This is a genomic window from Pandoraea cepalis, assembly GCF_902459665.1.
In the GTDB taxonomy this organism is placed as follows: domain Bacteria; phylum Pseudomonadota; class Gammaproteobacteria; order Burkholderiales; family Burkholderiaceae; genus Pandoraea; species Pandoraea cepalis.
The window spans coordinates 1-18,145 of record NZ_CABPSL010000012.1 but is presented as its reverse complement, the minus strand read 5'-3'; the positions used below and the strand labels follow the sequence as shown (position 1 = coordinate 18,145).

The window sequence follows — 18,145 nt, the reverse complement described above, 5'->3', positions numbered from 1 at the left end:
CGTCCGGCTGGGGCGGATCGTCACCGGACCGCCGCCCGGTGCCCCGCGTCGACATCATCCCCAGCAAAAGCTCAGAACACCAGCACGAGGGCGCCCGCGACGATCAGCGCACCGCCAAGGGCTTCCTTGAGCGAGAACGGTTCACCGAGCACGCTCCAACCAATGATCATCGCCATCGCCACGCTGAGCTTGTCGAGCGGCGCAACGCCCGACACGGGCCCCAACTGCAGCGCACGGAAGTAGCAAAGCCACGACAAACCGGTCGCCACGCCGGAGAGCACCAGAAACAACCATGTGTTTGCGCTCAGGCTCGCCGGCCGCTGCCACTCGCCGCGCATGCCCACGATCGCCAATGTCACGGCGAAGATGATGACCGTGCGTATCAGCGTGGCCATGTTCGAGTTGACCTGCGCCACCCCGAGCTTTCCGAAAACCGCCGTCAGCGCGGCAAAGAACGCCGAGCCCAGCGCAAACAGTTGCCAGCTACGCAACATAAATCGTCCTTATGGCTATCCCTTGGGCCGGCCCCAGCCCCCACCTGAAACTCACCAGCATGTCCACCGCCAAGCCCCTGCCGTAGGGGATTCAACGGCAATCGGGCCATCAATGCGATAATGGCGCCTGCTTTGAACGCCCATCCCGCCTTTGGCCGACACGCCCCCTATGTCCGAATTGCACGACCGCCCCGACAGCCCCTGCATTGGCGTTTGCTCGACGCTCTTCGACGACGTCTGCAAGGGTTGCGGGCGCACCGCCGACGAAGTGTCGAACTGGGTATTCTTGACCGACGCCGAGAAGGCCGCCGTGTGGGCGCGCATCACCCGCGAGGGCAAGGCGATGCGTTTTTGCGAGAGCCGCTCTACGACTTCGCAGCCTTGAACTGAAGCGACTTGTACTCGAGGAACTCCTCGAAGCCGTACACGCCGTTCTCACGTCCGTGCCCGGACTGTTTGAATCCGCCGAACGGCGCCCTCACGTTGAATTCCCCGCCATTGATATCCACTTGTCCCGTGCGGATCTGACGCGCCACCCGCACCGCGCGCGCCTCGTCGCCCGACCACACGCCGCCGCCCAGCCCGTAGATCGAGTCGTTGGCGATACGCACGGCGTCGGCCTCGTCCTGATACGTGATGATCGAGAGCACCGGACCGAAAATCTCTTCCTGCGCGACCGTCGCGTCGGGCGCCACGCGGCCCAGCACCGTCGGCTGTACGAAGAACCCCGCCTCGAAGCCGGCCGGCACAGCATCCCCGCCCGCGATCAACTCCGCGCCTTCCGCCAGACCTTTGCGGATATAGGTCTGAACTCGTTCGCGCTGTGCGGCGGACGCCAACGGTCCGAGACGCGTCGTTTCCTCGCGCGGATCGCCCAGCGTGAAGCGCGCGACAGCCTCCTTCGCCAATGCCTTGACTTCCTCATAACGTGAGGCAGGCACGAGCATGCGCGTGTGCGCCGAACACGTCTGGCCGGAATTCAGATAGCAGGCGTTGAGCGTGCCTTTGACCGCGGCGGCGAGATCGGCATCGTCGAGCACGACCGATGCCGATTTCCCGCCGAGTTCCAGTGCGACCCGTTTGACCGTCTGCGACGCGACTTCGGACACGCGCTTACCTGCCCGCGTCGATCCCGTAAAGGACACCATGTCGACGTTCGGATGCCGCGCCAACGCCTCACCGACCACCGGCCCGAGCCCGGTCACCAGATTGAACACCCCCGGCGGCAGCCCCGCTTCGGCGATGACCTCGGCCAGGATAAATGCGTTGAAAGGCGCCACTTCCGACGGCTTGAGCACCACCGTGCAACCGGCCGCCAGGGCCGGCGCCACCTTCAGCGTGATTTGATTCAGCGGGTAATTCCACGGCGTGATCGCCGCCACCACGCCGACCGGCTCGCGCACCACCAGCGAATTGCCGACGTGCGCTTCAAATTCGAATGTTTCGGCCAATTCAGCGTATTGATTCCAGTGATAGACAGGTCCGCCCACCTGAATGGCGCGAGCCAGCTTGATCGGCATGCCGGTCTCACCGGTGATGACTTGCGCGAGCGCGTCCGTGCGAGCCTTCAGGCCCGCAGCAATCCTGCGCAGGTAGACGGCCCGCTCGGCAGGCGGCGTGGCCGCCCAGCGATCGCGCGCATTCAGCGCGGCGGCAACGGCCGCCTGCACGTCGTCCGTTGCGCCCTCGGGAATGCGGCCCATGAGCGTCCCGTCCGCCGAATGAAAGACGTCCAGCGTTGCGCGCCCAACCGGCGTCACCCACCGGCCGTCGATGAAAAATTTGTCGTACGTGATCATGCGATGTCTCCTGCTGGGAGGTTCCCGACGAGCGATCATTGTAGTCCGCGCGCCCACGCATCTCGCACGCCTGCGACGAAATCAGTCGACTCCGACACGCAGCTTCCGCGATTCCTAAGTTGCGCTCAGATGACGCAAGCACCGATTGCCCACATCGGGCCAACGCGTCTACGGCATCGGGTGTCCAAAAGGCACGCATTCTCGTCAGGGTATTGGGCCCGCCCCATTCGCCAAATAACGCTATCGTCACGCCGCCCCCATAAGGACATTTCTCCCAGATCGCCCAATGATGCGATAAGATGTATTTACAATACATCTTATCGCGGAGGTCGCGATGTCAATCAGCCAACCCACCACGAGACCATCGTCGCAATCGGTCCCCGGGCTGCCCCTGCTTCGGCTTGGCTTTCGCTCGTTTTACCTAGGCGGCGCAGGCTTTGCGGCATTGGCCATTGCGCTATGGCTGGCCGCGCTTCACGGCTATCCGGTCGCCGGTCGGGCCGCGCCCATGAACGGCCTCGTCTGGCACGTTCACGAGATGATATTTGGCGGCTTCGCCGCCATCATCGTGGGATTTTTGCTCACCGCGGTTCGCGCGTGGACCTCGCTCGATACGCCTCGGGGTGCACCGCTTATGTGGCTGTGGGGCTTGTGGGCAGCGGGACGCGTACTTGTTTATTACGGGCCGGAATGGCTCGCTGCGGGCGTCGATTCCCTTTTTCTTCCCGTGGTTGCCATCGTGCTGATGCGCGTGCTGATCAAGGCGAACAATCGTCGCAACCTATTTCTCCCCGTCGCCCTCGGCGCTTTCGGCGCGTTGAACGCCCTCTTCCACTGGTGGGCGTGGCAAGGACGCGTTGATCTCTCATTACAGGCCGCTTACGCCGCCATCGGACTGGTCGTCATGTTCGTGACGGTGATCGCGGGGCGCGTGGTGCCGATGTTCACCACGAACGCGGTGCCGGGCTATTCCGCGAAGCGCTGGAAATGGATTGAAACGCTGGCCGCCCCGAGCGTCGTCATCACGCTCCTCGCAGATGCATTCCTGTCGGTGCCCGCCGTGACGATCGTGTGCGCCGGATTCACGGTGCTGATTCACGGTATCCGGCTGGCAGGATGGCGTTCCTGGCGTGTCGGGCCTCGACCGATACTGGCGATCCTGCATGTGGCCTATGCGTGGATTCCGATCGGCTTTGCGCTTCTGGCGCTCGCGGCGGCTGGAACGATTGCGCACTCCCTTGCGATCCACGCCTTGACGGTCGGCGCGATCGGGTGCGCCATCATGGGCATGATCACGCGCACGGCACTGGGACATACCGGCCGCGCGCTGATCGCCGGGCGCTTCGAGATGGCCGGTTACGGATTGATCATTGCCGCGGCGCTCTTGCGCGTCTTCGGCCCCTGGTTGGCGAGGGGTGCCACAAGCGTCTGGATTGACGCAGCGGGCGTGTGCTGGCTAGCGGCATTTGCCGTCTATCTGATGCGCTATGCGCCCTATCTGGTGACGGCGCGGGTTGACGGAAAGGACGGTTGAACCGTCAGACCGCTCGGCGAACTGGAACGCCGCAGCGCCAATGAAAAAACCCGCCGAAGCGGGTTCTTTCGTTTGAACGACGGAGGCCGAACGCGACTCAGACTTCCACGCCCTGGCTCGCCAGATATTCGTCGTACGTGCCTTGGTAATCAATGAGCGTACCGTCGTTCTTCACTTCGATGACACGCGTGGCCAGGCCCGACACGAATTCCCGGTCATGGGAGACGAACACCAGCGTGCCCGGATACTTGTCGAGCGCGATCTGCAGCGACTCGATCGACTCCATGTCCATGTGGTTGGTCGGCTCGTCCATCATCAGCACATTGTGACGGCCCAGCATCAGCTTGCCCCAGATCATGCGGCCCTTCTCGCCCCCGGAGAGCACACGCACCGATTTGCGCACGTCGTCGCCACCGAAGAGCAGACGGCCGAGCGAGCCACGAATCACCTGATCGTCGTCTCCCTCCTTGCCCCACTGCGTCATCCAGTCGGTGAGCGTCAGGTCTTGCGGAAACGCTTCCGACGTGTCTTGCGGCATGTAACCGATGTTCGCGTTCTCCGCCCACTTCACATCGCCCGCGTCGACCGGCAACGCCGCCATCAGGCTGCGAAGCAGCGTAGTCTTGCCTGCGCCGTTCTCGCCGATGATCGCCACACGTTCGCCTGCGCGCACGGCGCCGGAGACGTTCTTGAAGATCTGACGATCGTACGACTTCGAAATGCCTTCGAATTCGAACGCCAGATTGTGCAGCTTCTTCTCAAACTCGAAGCGGATGAACGGATTCTGACGCGACGACGGCTTGATGTCCTCCACCTTGATCTTGTCGATCTGCTTGAGACGGCTTGTCGCCTGACGCGCCTTCGACTTGTTCGCCGAGAAACGACGTACGAAGTCCTGCAGGTCGGCGATACGCTCCTTCGCCTTCGTGCTTGCCGCCATCTGGCGTTCACGGGCCTGGGCCGAGGCGAGCATGTAGTCGTCGTAGTTGCCCGGGTAGATCTTCAGCGTGCCGTAGTCCATATCCGCCATGTGCGTACACACGGCATTCAAAAAGTGGCGATCGTGCGAGATGATGATCATGGTGGAGTTGCGCTCGTTGAGCACGTCTTCCAGCCAGCGGATCGTGTTGATGTCCAGGTTGTTGGTCGGTTCGTCGAGCAGCAGCACGTCCGGATTCGAGAACAACGCCTGCGCGAGCAGCACCCGCAGCTTCCAGCCCGGCGCAACATTGCTCATCGGCCCCTGATGCTGGTCCGTCGGAATGCCCACGCCGAGCAACAGTTCGCCGGCACGCGCTTCGGCCGTGTAGCCGTCGTACTCGGCGAACTTCGCCTCGAGCTCGGCCGCGTGCATGTAGTCGTCGTCCGTCGCCTCCGGATTGGCGTAGATGGCGTCGCGCTCGCTCATGGCCGCCCACATCTCGGTGTGTCCCATCATCACGACATCGAGCACGCGCATCTCTTCATACGCGAACTGGTCCTGCTTGAGCTTGCCCAGGCGAACGTTCGGCTCGAGCATGACGTTGCCCCCGCTCGGCTCCAGATCGCCGCCAAGGATCTTCATGAACGTCGATTTGCCGCAACCGTTGGCGCCGATCAGGCCGTAGCGGTTGCCCCCGCCGAACTTGACGGAGATGTTCTCGAAGAGCGGCTTCGCGCCGAATTGCATCGTGATATTGGCAGTAGACAGCACAGGTGGTATCCGGGTGATGAGGTGCGGCGGCACGAAATTGCGCCACGAAACCTGACATTTTAACACCGATGCATGTCATGCGCCCCGGGCCGCCCCCAGCGGTTGTGAAGCATCCGAATTGTGGCGTACGCAGGGGCCGACAGGCCATCGACTGCCTTACGCTGGCCGAAGCCACGTCAATCGGTGCGTCGTCCGCGCCTGTGCCTGCGCGTATGCGTGCGCTTGAGTCTGCGCAGGTTCGGCATTAGCACCCGCAACGCGCCGACCGACGCGGTCAAACACGCCGGAGCGGCCGGCTTTTTTCCTTTTTCTGCCCTTTCCTCGATCTTTCCTCGTGATTTTTTTGGGCTCGCTCCGGCGATTCCATCGCCCACATCCACACTCTCATTCCAGCCATGACCGCTATCCGCTTTTCGATGACCGCCTCACGCGCCTTGCATGCCCGCTGCCGCGCGCTCCTTGCCCTGCTGAGCGCCGCCCCGCTGTTGACGACCTCGGCGCTGGCCGGTGCCGAGGCCCGCCCCTCCGGCGTGAGCACCGAAATCCTCGTCAAATCCTCGTCATCATGGGACCAGACCGCCTACACGGCCTACCCGAGCGGCGTTCCTGAACCCACGCTCGTGCGTATCTCCATTGCCCCGAACACCCGGCTGGACTGGCACCTCCACCCCATGCCCGCCATTGGCTATGTGACGTCGGGCCAGTTGACCGTCGAGCGCGCCGATAACGGCACACAACGCTCGTTTACCGCCGGGCAGACAATCATGGAACTGGTCGATGTGCCCCATCGAGGACGGACGGGCGATGCCGGTGCCGAACTGCTCGTGTTTTACGCGGGCTCGGCACAGCAGCCGCTGTCGGTCGCCGCCCCCGACGCGGGCAAACTCGCGTGGGACCCGACCGTGCAGCCAGCCCGCGATTAACGTTGTTACAGCGCCTGTCGCCTCGCGAACGACAGGCGCCAAGGTCGCCGGTAGGGGCTTTCCGCTATAGAAGCGTATGGGAATTGTGCTTCATAATGATTTCCTTATGCAATTCACAGTCCGACATATGCGGATTGTTATATTCCTTATGAGCCAGAACCGCGAACCGATTGACACTTATTTGCTGCGCGTCCTTCATACCTTGCTGATCGAGCGCAGCGTGACGCGCGCGGCCGTCAAGCTGAACCAGTCGCAGCCGGCGATCAGCGCGGCGCTGCGGCGGTTGCGCGACATCACCGGCGATCCGCTGCTGGTGCGCGGCAAATCGGGCATGGTGCCCACGGAGTACGGTCAATCGCTGCTGGAGCCCACACAGAACGCTTTGCGCGAGATTGAGCGCATCACGGTTCAGCAATCGAATTTCGATCCGGCGACGACAGTACGCACGTTCCGCATCGGCTCGCCCGACTATCTGAATACGCTATTCGTACCGACAGTCGTCGAGCGCTTTCGCCAGCAGGCACCCAACGCCCAGCTCGAACTCCATTCGCTGGGGCCCGCCTTCGACTATGAGCACGCCCTCGAAGACGGCAAGGTCGACATCGTGATCGGCAACTGGCCCGAGCCGCCGGAGCAGCTTCACCTCTCGAACTTGTTCGTCGATCAGATCGTTTGCCTGGTGCGCAATACGCACCCCTACGCCAAACGCGGCCTCACACTCGACCAGTATCTCGCCAGCCCGCATCTCGCTCCGACGCCCTATTCCGTTGCGCAACGCGGCGCGATCGACATGCACCTCGCGCGCGAGCGCCTGAAGCGCAATGTGGTCGTGACGATTCCGTATTTCAATCTGGCGCCTTACGTTTTGCTCAAATCCGATCTGATCTTCACCACGACGCGCCTGTTCGCCGACTATTACGCCGAGTTTCTGCCGCTCACCGTGCTCGAAGCGCCCATCGACTTCCCGCCGATGCAGTATTACCAGTTGTGGCACGAACGCACGCACTATTCGGATGAGGTGCGCTGGCTACGCAGCGTCATCTCCGACGCCACGCGGACGTTGCTTGAGATGCGCCCCCAGACCTAGGCCGTCGCCGCAGTCGTCACCTGCCGTTACCCGCGCTTACCTGCGCCATCGATTCGCCTCGGGGCTCCCGCGAGGTTTTTACCGGCGGAGCGGCCCCCACCGCTCCGCCGAACCGCACGGCAGCATGCCCGGAGTCCAGGCACACCACCCCCGACGTCCCGCCGGCCCGTTGCCGCGCCGCGCCGCACACCGTGAAGGTGCGGCCGGTGCGGCAGGGCCTTATCGGGATGCCTCGGCCAGTTGCCGCGCCAGCGCGTTGTGACGCGTGACGAGCGACGGCAGGTCGAGCGTCGCCAGACGCCCTTCGCGCACCACCACCCGCCCGTTCACCACGCTGTAGGCGGCTTGTCCGGGATTACAGAAGACCAGCGCCGCCACCGGATCGTGCAGGCCACCCGCCATGCCGATGCCACGTGTGTCGAACGCCACGAAGTCCGCCGCCATGCCGGGCGCGAGCACGCCGATGTCGTCTCGCCCCAGCACGCGCGCGCCCCCCACCGTAGCGATCTCCAGGGCCTCGCGCGCGGTCATCGCGCTCGGACCGAAGCCCACGCGTTGCAGCAGCAATGCCTGGCGCGCCTCGCCGATCATGTTGGCCGCATCGTTCGACGCCGATCCGTCCACCCCCAGCCCAACGGGCACGCCCGCGTCACGCATCCGTCGAATCGGGGCGATGCCCGATGCGAGCCGCATGTTCGAACACGGGCAATGCGCCACGCCGGTGCCGGTCCTGGCGAACAGCGCGATGCCCGCGTCGTCGAGTTGCACGCAGTGGGCATGCCAGACATCGTGGCCGACCCAGCCCAGATCCTGCGCGTACTCGGCCGGCGTCATGCCGAACATCTCGCGGCTGTAGGCGATATCGTTGACGTTCTCCGCCAGATGGGTATGCATCGATACGCCGTAGTGACGCGCCATCGTCGCCGACTCGCGCATCAGGTCACGACTCACGGAAAACGGCGAGCACGGCGCCACGACCACGCGCAGCATCGCGTAGCGACCTGCGTCGTGGTACGTCTCGATGAGACGTTGCGTGTCGGTGAGAATGTCGTCTTCGCGCTCCACGACACGATCGGGCGGCAGCCCGCCCTGACTCTGCCCGACGCTCATGCTGCCACGGCTGGCATGAAAGCGCATGCCGATCTCGGCGGCCGCTTCGATGCTGTGATCGAGCTTGCAACCGTTCGGGTAGATGTACAGGTGGTCGCTCGACGTGGTGCAGCCCGAGAGCAGCAACTCGGCCATGGCCGTCTGGGTCGAAACGCGGATCATCTCCGGCGTGAGGTTCGCCCACACCGGATACAGGTTCGTCAGCCAGTTGAACAGTTCGCCGTCCTGCGCCGCCGGAATGGCGCGCGTGAGGCTCTGATACATGTGGTGATGCGTGTTGACCAGGCCGGGAATCACGACGTGCCCGGTCAGATCGAGCACGTCGTCAGCCGTGTCGGGCAGCGTATCGCGGGTGCCGACCGCCACGATTCGGTTGTCCTCGATGTAAAGGCCGCCTCGGGCAATTTCGCGGCGGCCCGCATCCATGGTGACCAGCACGTCGGCATTCGTGACGAGCAGCGTTTTCATCAATGCGCCTCCAGTCCCATCGCCGCCTCGTTCTGCTCGCCGTGGCCATTGGCGGCCGGCGCTTTGAAGCCATTGAAGTAGGCGTTCAGAATCACTGCCGAGAGCGTGGCCAGCAGAATCCCGCTGTGGAGCAACGGCGCGAGTTGTTCCGGCATCTTCGCGAAGAACTTGTTCGACGCCACCGGAATCATCGCCATGCCGATGCTGATGGCCACAATGTACAGGTTATAGCGGTTGTTCGAGTAGTCGACCTTGGACAGAATTTTGATGCCCGTGGCGAGCACCATGCCAAACATGACCACGCCGGCGCCGCCCAGCACGAATTGCGGAATCGAGGCCACCACCACCGACATCTTCGGAATGAAGCCGAACACGAGCAGGATGGCGCCCGCCGCCACGCACACCCAACGACTTTTCACCCCCGTCACGCCCACGAGGCCGATATTCTGCGAAAAGGAGGTATGTGGGAACGTATTGAACAGGCCGCCGATCACGGTGGCCAAGCCGTCGACACGCAGACCGGCGACCAGCGCCTTCTCGTCGACCGGCTTGCCCACGATCTCGCCAAGCGCCAGGAACATGCCCGTCGATTCGATGAACGTGATCAGCATCACGATGGTGAGCGTCACAATCGCCCACGGATCGAACACCGGCATGCCGAAATGGAACGGCAGCACGACGTCGAACCACTTCACCTGATCGAGGCCGTCGAAATTGACTTTGTGAAGCATCAACGCAATGGCGAAGCCAAACAGAATACCGAGCAGCACGGCAATGTTCGAGAAGAAGCCCTTCACGAAGCGCGTGATCAACAAGATGAAGATGAGGACCGCGAAGGACACCCCCAGGTAGACCGGGTCGCCGTAATCGGGATTGCCCACCCCGCCCGCCGCCCAATTGATCCCCACGCCGATGATGGTCAGGCCGATCGACGTGATGACAATGCCCGTGACAATGGGCGGAAAGAAGCGCAGCAGCTTGCCAACGGCCGGCGCGAGCAGCGTGCCGATGATACCGGCGGCGATGGTCGCCCCGAAAATGCCGGGCAACCCGAGCGATGGATTGGTGCCGATCGCGAGCATTGGACCGACCGCGGCGAACGTGACGGCCATGACGACCGGCATGCGAATGCCGAAACGACCCACGCCCACGCTCTGGATCAGCGTGGCAATGCCGCAGCACATCAGGTCGGCGGAAATGAGAAAAGCGATCTGGTCCTTGGGCAAGCCAAGGGCGCCGCCGATGATGAGCGGCACGGCGACCGCCCCCGCATACATCACGAGCACGTGCTGCAGGCCCAGCATGAACAGTTTTCCGATCGGCAGTCGCTCGTCGACCGGATCCACGGTGTTGGTTGTCACACTCATTTCGTCTCCGTCCCAAGGGGGGCTGTTTGATTGCTATTTTTGGGTGACTCAATGGTGCAGGTCGACGCCTTTTGCGACAAGACCGTCGGAGGCTATAGTGTTTTTTTCATGGAACGTATGCCTGAATGCTTATCTTGCCGCTCGGGTTTTCCCGAGGCAGGTACGTCGCCATTGGGCTTTCCGGGCGATGCGCGTCCAGTGGCGGACACACATCATATGCACGGCGTTATACGGCGGATAAACGAAACAAATAGTGCTCCCAAAAATCCCCATCGCAGGGCATGCGGGGTACGCTGAGCACGTCGGCATGTCGCAGGGATGCCTGTCACGTATTTGTCCGGCGTGGCGTGGTATGTGCGCGTTTTTATCTTTGGTATTGCGCCCGTTGCCACGCCGCCATCTCCCTACAATGCATCCATCCATCACAGGAGACATCATGGGACGACTGACTACCCACGTACTTGATACATCGCACGGCAAGCCAGGCGCGGGCATCCGTGTCGAGCTATGGCGTGTGGACGGCGAGCGCCGCTCGCTGCGCGACGTGCAGACGAATCACGACGGCCGTTGCGACAAGCCGCTGCTCGAAGGCGAGGAATTCGTCGCGGGCGAATATGAACTCGTGTTCCATGCAGGTGACTATTTCGCCGCCCAGGGCGTGGACGTCCCGTCGCCGCGCTTCGTGGATCGCGTTGTGCTGCGTTTCGGTGTGGCCGAGCCTTCCCAGCATTACCACGTGCCCCTTCTGGTGTCGCCGTGGAGCTTTTCCACGTATCGCGGTAGTTGATAAGCGCGAGCGTGAACGTCAGGCAGTTGAGGAGAACATAAGATGGAAGCGTTTATTACCGACTGGGTCAATCTGTTGTTGCGCTGGCTGCATGTGATAGCGGCCATCGCCTGGATTGGCGAGTCGTTCTATTTCGTGATGCTGGACAATGGTCTGAAGCCGCCGAAGGCGGCCGACGACAAGCAAAAGGGCGTGTTCGGCGAGATGTGGTCGGTGCACGGGGGCGGTTTCTACCACGCGCAAAAGTACCTGAACTCGCCTCCGCAGATGCCGGAAGACCTGCACTGGTCGAAGTGGAAGTCGTATACGACGTGGCTCTCGGGCTTTGGCCTGTTCTGTGCGCTGTATCTGCTGCAGCCGCAGACGTATCTCATCGACAAGACCGTGATGGATCTGCAGCCGGGTCAGGCGGTGGGTCTTGCGGTGGCGTTTCTGATTGGCGGCTGGTTTGTCTACGATTTCCTGTGCCGCATGCTGGGCAAGAACGAACGGGTGCTGGGCATTGCGGTTGCGCTGTTCGTGGTCGCCGCGACGTATGCCACGACGCATATTTTTGCCGGGCGCGCGGCCTTCCTGATTGTCGGCGCCATGATGGCGACGTCGATGTCGGCAAACGTGTTCTTCTGGATCATCCCGGGACAGCGCAAGAGCGTCGATGCGCTGTCGAAAGGCGAGGTGCCGAACCCGATCTGGGGCAAGCTGGGCAAGCAGCGCTCGGTTCACAACACGTATTTCACATTGCCGGTCGTGTTCATCATGATCAGCAACCACTACGCGTTCACGTATAGCAATCCGCACAATTGGGTGATTCTTTCGATCATCATGGCTGCGGGCGCGATGATTCGTCAGTTCTTCGTGCTGCGTCACGCGGGGAAGAATCTGTACGTGCTGCCGGTCGCGGGCGCGGCCCTGCTCGCCGGGGTCGCCGTGTTCGCCGCACCGCGCCCTGCCCCGACGCCCGCCGCAGGTGCGCATGGCGAAGCGGTGGCGTCGAACGTGAAGCTCTCGGAAATCCAGCCGATCCTGACGCAACGCTGCGCGACGTGTCACTCGGCCAAGCCGACGATGATGGGCAGCGCACCGGCAGGGGTGATGTTCGATACGCCGGCCGAGATTTCGCAAAACGCCCAGCGGATCTATCAGCAGGCGGTGGCGCTCAAGGCGATGCCTTTGGGCAACGTGACCCAGATGACCGACGACGAACGCCAGAAGATCGCCGCGTGGTTCAACGGCGGCGCGCAGCAGTAACCTTCACGAACGTCTTTCTTGCTGGACCCATGTTGGGGCGCTTCGGCGCCCCGTTTTTTTACGTCATCGCGTTAGGTTGCGCTGATGCACTGCACGGCGTTGTAAGCGGTGAAAGTGACGTGCACGTTTGCGACTGTTCCCCGACAAAACAATCGCTTGGGAACTTCGGTACGGGTACGCAGGTCTGTAGTACGCGTCCGGCAGTCCGGGCGTGACGTATTTGCGAAGGCGGCATCCGCTCAACCTTCCCATCACGTCAAACTACGGGTGCGATGCCGACAGCGGCAGGCGCATCACGAATCAGACATCATGAATTTCCTGCTTTTCTCCGCTTCCCGGCAAGGCGTTGTCTGGGTGCATCTGCACCAGGCAATGTTTCCGCCGTCCGATCTGACTGCCTGACGACGTCTGCGCGCCACTGCTGCGCGTGATGTTGCGGGCGGGACGGGTGCGCCGTCGCTTGCGCGTGCCCGATCGATCTCCCATCTCGAAGTTTCGATGTGCAAGCCACGGTGAGCTGCGTCCCGACACGACGCGGCGATATGTCATCGGGGGGACCATGTCTCATTCCACTCTTCATCAATCCACGCAGGGCACAAGGACGCCGCTGCTCAAACAATTTACGTCGCTCGCGATTCCAACCATTCTTTCCGGCTGGGTATACACGGTCTACACGTTGATCGACGGGATCTTCATCGGTCGATACGTCGGCGAACAGGCATTGGCAGCGCTCAATCTCGTCGTCCCGTTGCTGTATGTCCCGTATGCGTTCAGTGTCATGATCGGTGTGGGCGGCGCCACGCTCATTGCCCGCTTGTTGGGAGAGGGACGCGACGCACAGGCGCGTCGCGCATTCTCGCAGGTGCTCTGGGTGATGCTCGCCTTCAGTATCGCGATGAGCGCCGGGGTGCTGTACTTCCGTCACGAAATCGCCGCTGCGCTCGGCGCACACGGCGAAATTACACAACACGTGGTGGGCTTTCTGTCGGGATGGGGCTGGTTCGTGCTTTTCGCGAACGGTCTTTACGCGATGGAGCTGTTCCTGCGCGTGGAAGGCGCGCCGGCGGCGCGATTCGGACTGTACGCGATGTTTCTTGGCGCGCTCGCCAATGTGGCGCTGGACTATTGGTTCATCGTGGTGAAGGAGATGGGCATGTACGGGGCGTCGCTCGCCACCGGCTTGTCGATGATGGTCTCCAGCAGCGTGATGCTCGCCTATCACTTCGTGCTGGCCAAGAAGGTCGTGCCTGCATCGCGGGCTTTCGCAGACACCGAAGTCCATATCTGGCGCGTGATGTACAACGGCGCCTCGGAGTTTCTGGGGGCGATCGCCCCGGCGGTGACCGTGTTCGCGTTCAATCGCGTCATTCTGTGGAACTTTGGCGAGCCCGGGCTGGCCGCCTACGCCATTCTGGAATACATGACGCTCGGTGCCACGGTGACGATGGTGGCGCTCGTGCAAAGCATGCAGCCGATGATCAGCTTCTACCGTGGTTCGCGCGATCTGAACGCGTTGCGCGAGTCGTTCCGGCTCGGCGTCATGGCGGTGATGGGGTTCTCGGTGCTGGTGGCGGTCGCCATGGCTACACTGGCTCGCCCGCTGACGTTCCTGTTCTTGCCGGCAGGCGTTCAGGCGTGGTCGATTCTCGAGCACGCGGTGCTTTGGTACGCGCTGGCGTTTCTGCCCGCAGCCGGCAATTTGATTGTGGCGGGCTTTCTGACGGCCGTGGAGTCACCGGGACCGTCGGCGGCCATTGCCATGCTGCGAAGCTGGGTGTTGCTGCTGGGCATTCTTTGGCTGCTCAATGTTGGGTTCGGCGGCGCGGCGATCTGGTACACGCTGTTGATCACTGAAGTGCTGACGCTTGCCATCAGCGTCTGGCTATATTGGCGCAGTGACCGAGGCGACGCGCTCTTGGCGCGCGCAGCGTCGCGCTGAGGCTCTGGCCCCTGGCTACCCGGCAAAACGGCGTGACTTCGCGGTCACGCCGTTTTTTATGGTCATGCCGCGACGGCTCAGCTCGGCATCTTTAGCGAGAACGTTTGCGCGAGCGACTGCACGCTGGACGCGTCGTCCGCGCCCGGCGCGCCTTCGGGAGGCGCGGCGCGTGGCGGCAGCGATGCCGGCACGCTAACTTCGCTGGCAGCCCACTGCGGTTCGGGCAGTTCGTCGAACACTTGGCGCAGGCGTGCCCCCCACGATTCGTGGATCATCTTGTAGTACACGTTTTCGTCGTCGAGCAACGCGAACCGCGTCACGCGCAGGCTGTTTTCTTCATACACGAGAAGATCGAGCGGCAGCCCCACGGAGACGTTGGAGCGAAGCGTGGAATCCATGGAAATCAGCGCGCACTTGGCGCCGTCGTCGAGCGAGGTCGCGGGCGTGACGAGCCGATCGATGATGGGCTTGCCGTATTTGGACTCGCCGATCTGGAAGTACGGGTTGACCGACGACGCTTCGATAAAGTTACCTGCGGAGTACAGTTGATAAAGGCGGCTCGGCGCACCGGCGATTTGCCCGCCGAGCAGAAAGCTGCAATTGAAGTCGACACCGAAGGCTTCGAGCGCCTTGGCATCGCGTGTGTGGACGTCTCGAATCGCCTGGCCGACGACACGCGCGACGTCGGTCATGCTTTTGGCGTTCCACAGCGTTTCGGTGTCGCGCGCTTCGACAAGTTGTTGGCGCACGGCCTGCGTGAGCGCGAGGTTACCCGCCGAGAGCAGGACGAGCACGCGCTCGCCCGCGCGCTCGAACACGAGCATCTTGCGAAAGGTGCTCACGTGATCGACGCCCGCATTGGTCCGGGTATCGGAGAGAAAGACGAGCCCGGCATCGAGCTTCATGGCCACGCAATACGTCATGTCGTTCCTGTCTTGCCGTGCGGGGCCCTCGGCCCAGGCACGCTGAAAGCTATTGTTGTTGATCGAGCGGCACGGTATCGACTGTGACCGATACGTGCAGCGCTTCTGTCGCACCGCCGCTGCGCATGCCTCTGACGGGCGCGGCAGACTCATAATCGCGTCCGACGGCCAATCGGCAGTAGTTGCCGCTGGCGAAGCAGGCATGAGTCACGTCGATGCTGACCCAGCCCGCCCCGTCGAGCCACACGTCGACCCATGCGTGACTGGCCGCGTGCGGCACGTCGCCGGGATCAAGATATCCGCTGACGTATCGCGCGGGCACGCCTCGCGCTCGACATACGGCAAGCATCAGGTGGGCGTGATCCTGACAGACACCCCGCCCAAGCGCCAGTGCCTGAGCCGCGGTGCTGGTCACGGCCGTGATGCCGGATGCGTAGTCGACATGTTCGCAGATGGTGGCGGCGAGCGCCAACAGGTCGCCCGGCGAGGCGACACCGGCGGCGGCGGCAAGCGCGTCGATGGCGTCGCTGCGCGCGGTGAGCGGCGTCGGGCTCGCGAAGGATAACACCGGTACGGCGTGGGTCGTCTCGCCGAGCCGTCCATCGATGAGCGGTGTGGTGTCGATCTCGCCTTCGGCCATGAGATGGATTTCGCTGTGCGGCTGATGAAGCACCAGGGTATGCATGTCGTTCCCGAACGCGTCGCGCGCGGGCGTGAGTTTGCCGGGCGCGCTCAGCCGCCAGTGCGCGATACGCTGCACTTCGGACGCCACCGGCGTGAGCCGAAGCTGCTGGATGGTGTAACGCACCGGCGTGTCGTAGCGGTAGGTGGTCTCGTGGCGGATGGTCAGTCGCATGGCATCAGGCGGCGAGCGGGATCAGGAAGGTCTGGCTGATCTTGTTGCCGAGCACGGAGACGCGCTCGAGGAATGCAGTCAGGACGGGGTGGAGGCCTTGTTGGTGGATCTGCTGGATGTCGGTGTACTTGAGTTCGGCTTGTAATTTTCCCGCGTAGCGTTCCACATCCCCGGACTGGGCATTGGACAGGGTGGCGAGGTTTTCGCATACGCCGCTGAGCGAGGCGAGCAAGGAGCGTGGCATGTGCGCGTTGAGCATGAGCAGTTCGACGACGCGCTCTGGGGTAATCACGTCTCGGTAGACTTTGCGGTAGATCTCGAAGCCGGACACGCTGCGCAGCACGGCGGACCAGTAGTAGAAGTCGGTGGGATGGGACGCGTCGGGGCCTGCGCGGTCGGTGCGCACGGCTTCGTGGAAGCGGACGTCGAGAATTCGCGCGGTGTTGTCGGCGCGCTCCAGGAATAGTCCCAGCCGAGTAAAGTAGAAGGCATCATCCTGAAACAAGGTGCCGAAGCTGACGCCGCGCGAGAGGTGCGAGCGCACTTTGACCCATTCGAAAAGTTGGGCCGGGTCACGCTCCAGCAAGTCGAGCATGCGCGGAAAATCGAGCCAGGTGCTGTTGACGGTTTCCCATAGTTCGGTGGTGAGCGTGCCCCGCACGGCGCGCGCGTTTTCGCGTGCCGCCTCGAGACAACAGGCGATGCTCGACGGGTTATCGCGGTCACGTACGACGAAGTCGAGGACATTGGCACGCGTGGCACGCCCATGTTTGCGATTGAACGCGGGCTCGAGTTCGGAGATGCGCAAGGTGGCGCGCCAGCCAGCCTCGTCGTTGAAGGTGCCGGCGTGCGCACGGGCGCCGTCGGCATCGTCGTCGTCATCAATGGCATCTTGCGGCAAGAGCAGGTTCTGCAAGTTGACGTCGAGCAGGCGTGCGGTGTTTTCGGCCCGCTCCATGTAGCGAGCCATCCAGAACAGGTGATCGGCGGTACGGCTGAGCATGATGGCTTCCCGATAGGATTTTTTGTCGTGTCCGGCGAACGTGGCTTATTTTTCGAGTACCCAGGTGTCTTTTGTCCCCCCGCCCTGGGAGGAATTGACGACGAGTGAGCCTTCGGTAAGCGCAACGCGGGTGAGTCCGCCCGGCACCATGGTGACGCCTTTGCCGGAGGAGAGCACGAAGGGACGCAGGTCGATGTGTCGCGGCGCAATGCCGGCCTCGACGAAGGTGGGGCACGCGGACAGTGCGAGCGTAGGTTGGGCGATGTAGCCGTCGGGTTTGGCGATGAGCCGTTGGCGGAATGCCTCGATTTCGGCTCGGGTGGCCGCCGGGCCCACGAGCATGCCGTAGCCTCCGGCACCATGCACTTCTTTGACGACGAGTTCGCCAAGATTGTCGAGGGTGTAGGCGAGATCGTCCGCTCGACGACATTGGTAGGTCGGAACGTTGTTGAGAATGGGCTTCTCACCGAGGTAAAACTCGATCATGTCCGGCACGAACGGGTAGATGGATTTGTCGTCGGCAACGCCGGCCCCGATGGCATTGGCCAAGGTGACGCGCCCCGCCCGGTAGACGCTGAGCAAGCCAGGCACGCCCAAGGTGGAGTCGGCGCGGAAGGCCAACGGGTCGAGAAAGTCGTCGTCGATTCGGCGATAGATGACGTCGACGCGCTTCGCACCATTGGTGGTTCGCATATAGACGAGGTTGTCCTCGACGAACAGGTCTTGCCCCTCGACTAACTCGATACCCATCTGTTGCGCCAGAAAGGCATGCTCGAAGTACGCGGAGTTGTAGATGCCCGGGGTCATGACGACGACGGTAGGATCGTCGACCCCCACGGGGCTGTCATTAATTTCGTGTTTGAGGCATAACATGTCGCCAAGGAGTGACGATGCCTCGCAAACCGAAAACCCCA

General features: G+C 62.7%; 16 protein-coding genes. 7 read left to right on the top strand and 9 right to left on the bottom strand.

From position 1 onward, the window contains the following. Positions 1 to 71: 71 nt before the first annotated feature. Positions 72 to 494, bottom strand: coding sequence for an EamA family transporter (locus tag PCE31106_RS15210; RefSeq protein WP_130025850.1), 423 nt, complete (start codon positions 492 to 494; stop codon positions 72 to 74). 169 nt (positions 495 to 663) lie between these two features. Here PCE31106_RS15210 and PCE31106_RS15205 point away from each other — a divergent pair, with 169 nt between their 5' ends. Continuing rightward, positions 664 to 879 (top strand): DUF1289 domain-containing protein, encoded by a 216-nt coding sequence (locus PCE31106_RS15205; protein ID WP_150563845.1) that lies wholly within the window; start codon positions 664 to 666, stop codon positions 877 to 879. Here PCE31106_RS15205 and PCE31106_RS15200 read toward each other — a convergent pair. Next, complete coding sequence (locus PCE31106_RS15200; RefSeq protein WP_150563844.1) at positions 860 to 2,293, bottom strand: aldehyde dehydrogenase family protein; 1,434 nt, start codon at positions 2,291 to 2,293, stop codon at positions 860 to 862. The genes PCE31106_RS15205 and PCE31106_RS15200 overlap by 20 nt on opposite strands. Before the next feature lie 334 nt (positions 2,294 to 2,627). Here PCE31106_RS15200 and PCE31106_RS15195 point away from each other — a divergent pair, with 334 nt between their 5' ends. Then, on the top strand, positions 2,628 to 3,827 hold the full coding sequence (locus PCE31106_RS15195) for an NnrS family protein (RefSeq protein ID WP_150563843.1): 1,200 nt from the start codon (positions 2,628 to 2,630) through the stop codon (positions 3,825 to 3,827). Between the two features lie 97 nt (positions 3,828 to 3,924). Here the strand turns inward: PCE31106_RS15195 and PCE31106_RS15190 are convergent, their stop codons facing one another. Beyond that, complete coding sequence (locus PCE31106_RS15190) at positions 3,925 to 5,520, bottom strand: ABC-F family ATPase (protein WP_026132012.1); 1,596 nt, start codon at positions 5,518 to 5,520, stop codon at positions 3,925 to 3,927. A gap of 416 nt (positions 5,521 to 5,936) precedes the next feature. Here PCE31106_RS15190 and PCE31106_RS15185 point away from each other — a divergent pair, with 416 nt between their 5' ends. Beyond that, positions 5,937 to 6,443 (top strand): cupin domain-containing protein, encoded by a 507-nt coding sequence (locus PCE31106_RS15185; protein WP_150563842.1) that lies wholly within the window; start codon positions 5,937 to 5,939, stop codon positions 6,441 to 6,443. A 148-nt stretch (positions 6,444 to 6,591) separates the two neighbouring features. After that, a complete protein-coding gene (locus PCE31106_RS15180) occupies positions 6,592 to 7,530 on the top strand; it encodes a LysR substrate-binding domain-containing protein (RefSeq protein ID WP_017234293.1) in 939 nt (312 codons plus the stop codon). 219 nt (positions 7,531 to 7,749) lie between these two features. Here the strand turns inward: PCE31106_RS15180 and PCE31106_RS15175 are convergent, their stop codons facing one another. Next, positions 7,750 to 9,108, bottom strand: coding sequence for an 8-oxoguanine deaminase (locus tag PCE31106_RS15175; RefSeq protein ID WP_150563841.1), 1,359 nt, complete (start codon positions 9,106 to 9,108; stop codon positions 7,750 to 7,752). Further along, positions 9,108 to 10,475 carry a nucleobase:cation symporter-2 family protein gene (locus PCE31106_RS15170; RefSeq protein ID WP_150563840.1) on the bottom strand — a complete coding sequence of 456 codons (1,368 nt, stop codon included), beginning with the start codon at positions 10,473 to 10,475 and terminating at the stop codon, positions 9,108 to 9,110. The genes PCE31106_RS15175 and PCE31106_RS15170 overlap by 1 nt, the downstream gene beginning before the upstream one ends. A 436-nt stretch (positions 10,476 to 10,911) precedes the next feature. Here PCE31106_RS15170 and uraH point away from each other — a divergent pair, with 436 nt between their 5' ends. The 3 genes from uraH to PCE31106_RS15155 all read left to right on the top strand — a co-directional run bounded on the left by uraH (position 10,912) and on the right by PCE31106_RS15155 (position 14,449). Next, a complete protein-coding gene (gene uraH, locus PCE31106_RS15165; protein WP_017234290.1) occupies positions 10,912 to 11,262 on the top strand; it encodes a hydroxyisourate hydrolase in 351 nt (116 codons plus the stop codon). Positions 11,263 to 11,304: 42 nt separating this feature from the next. Continuing rightward, positions 11,305 to 12,510, top strand: a complete 1,206-nt coding sequence (locus PCE31106_RS15160) for a urate hydroxylase PuuD (RefSeq protein ID WP_150563839.1) — start codon at positions 11,305 to 11,307, stop codon at positions 12,508 to 12,510. A 559-nt stretch (positions 12,511 to 13,069) separates the two neighbouring features. Then, on the top strand, positions 13,070 to 14,449 hold the full coding sequence (locus PCE31106_RS15155; RefSeq protein WP_150563838.1) for an MATE family efflux transporter: 1,380 nt from the start codon (positions 13,070 to 13,072) through the stop codon (positions 14,447 to 14,449). A gap of 77 nt (positions 14,450 to 14,526) precedes the next feature. Here the strand turns inward: PCE31106_RS15155 and PCE31106_RS15150 are convergent, their stop codons facing one another. The 4 genes from PCE31106_RS15150 to PCE31106_RS15135 form a co-directional block, all read right to left on the bottom strand. Continuing rightward, positions 14,527 to 15,372 carry a proteasome-type protease gene (locus tag PCE31106_RS15150; RefSeq protein WP_150563837.1) on the bottom strand — a complete coding sequence of 282 codons (846 nt, stop codon included), beginning with the start codon at positions 15,370 to 15,372 and terminating at the stop codon, positions 14,527 to 14,529. A gap of 49 nt (positions 15,373 to 15,421) precedes the next feature. Next, positions 15,422 to 16,228: a transglutaminase family protein gene (locus PCE31106_RS15145; RefSeq protein WP_150563836.1), complete on the bottom strand. Its 807-nt coding sequence runs from the start codon at positions 16,226 to 16,228 to the stop codon at positions 15,422 to 15,424. Positions 16,229 to 16,232: 4 nt separating this feature from the next. Further along, positions 16,233 to 17,231: an alpha-E domain-containing protein gene (locus tag PCE31106_RS15140; protein ID WP_130025839.1), complete on the bottom strand. Its 999-nt coding sequence runs from the start codon at positions 17,229 to 17,231 to the stop codon at positions 16,233 to 16,235. Between the two features lie 45 nt (positions 17,232 to 17,276). Beyond that, the coding region (locus tag PCE31106_RS15135; RefSeq protein ID WP_254441079.1) for a circularly permuted type 2 ATP-grasp protein at positions 17,277 to 18,145 on the bottom strand (869 nt) is incomplete at its 5' end.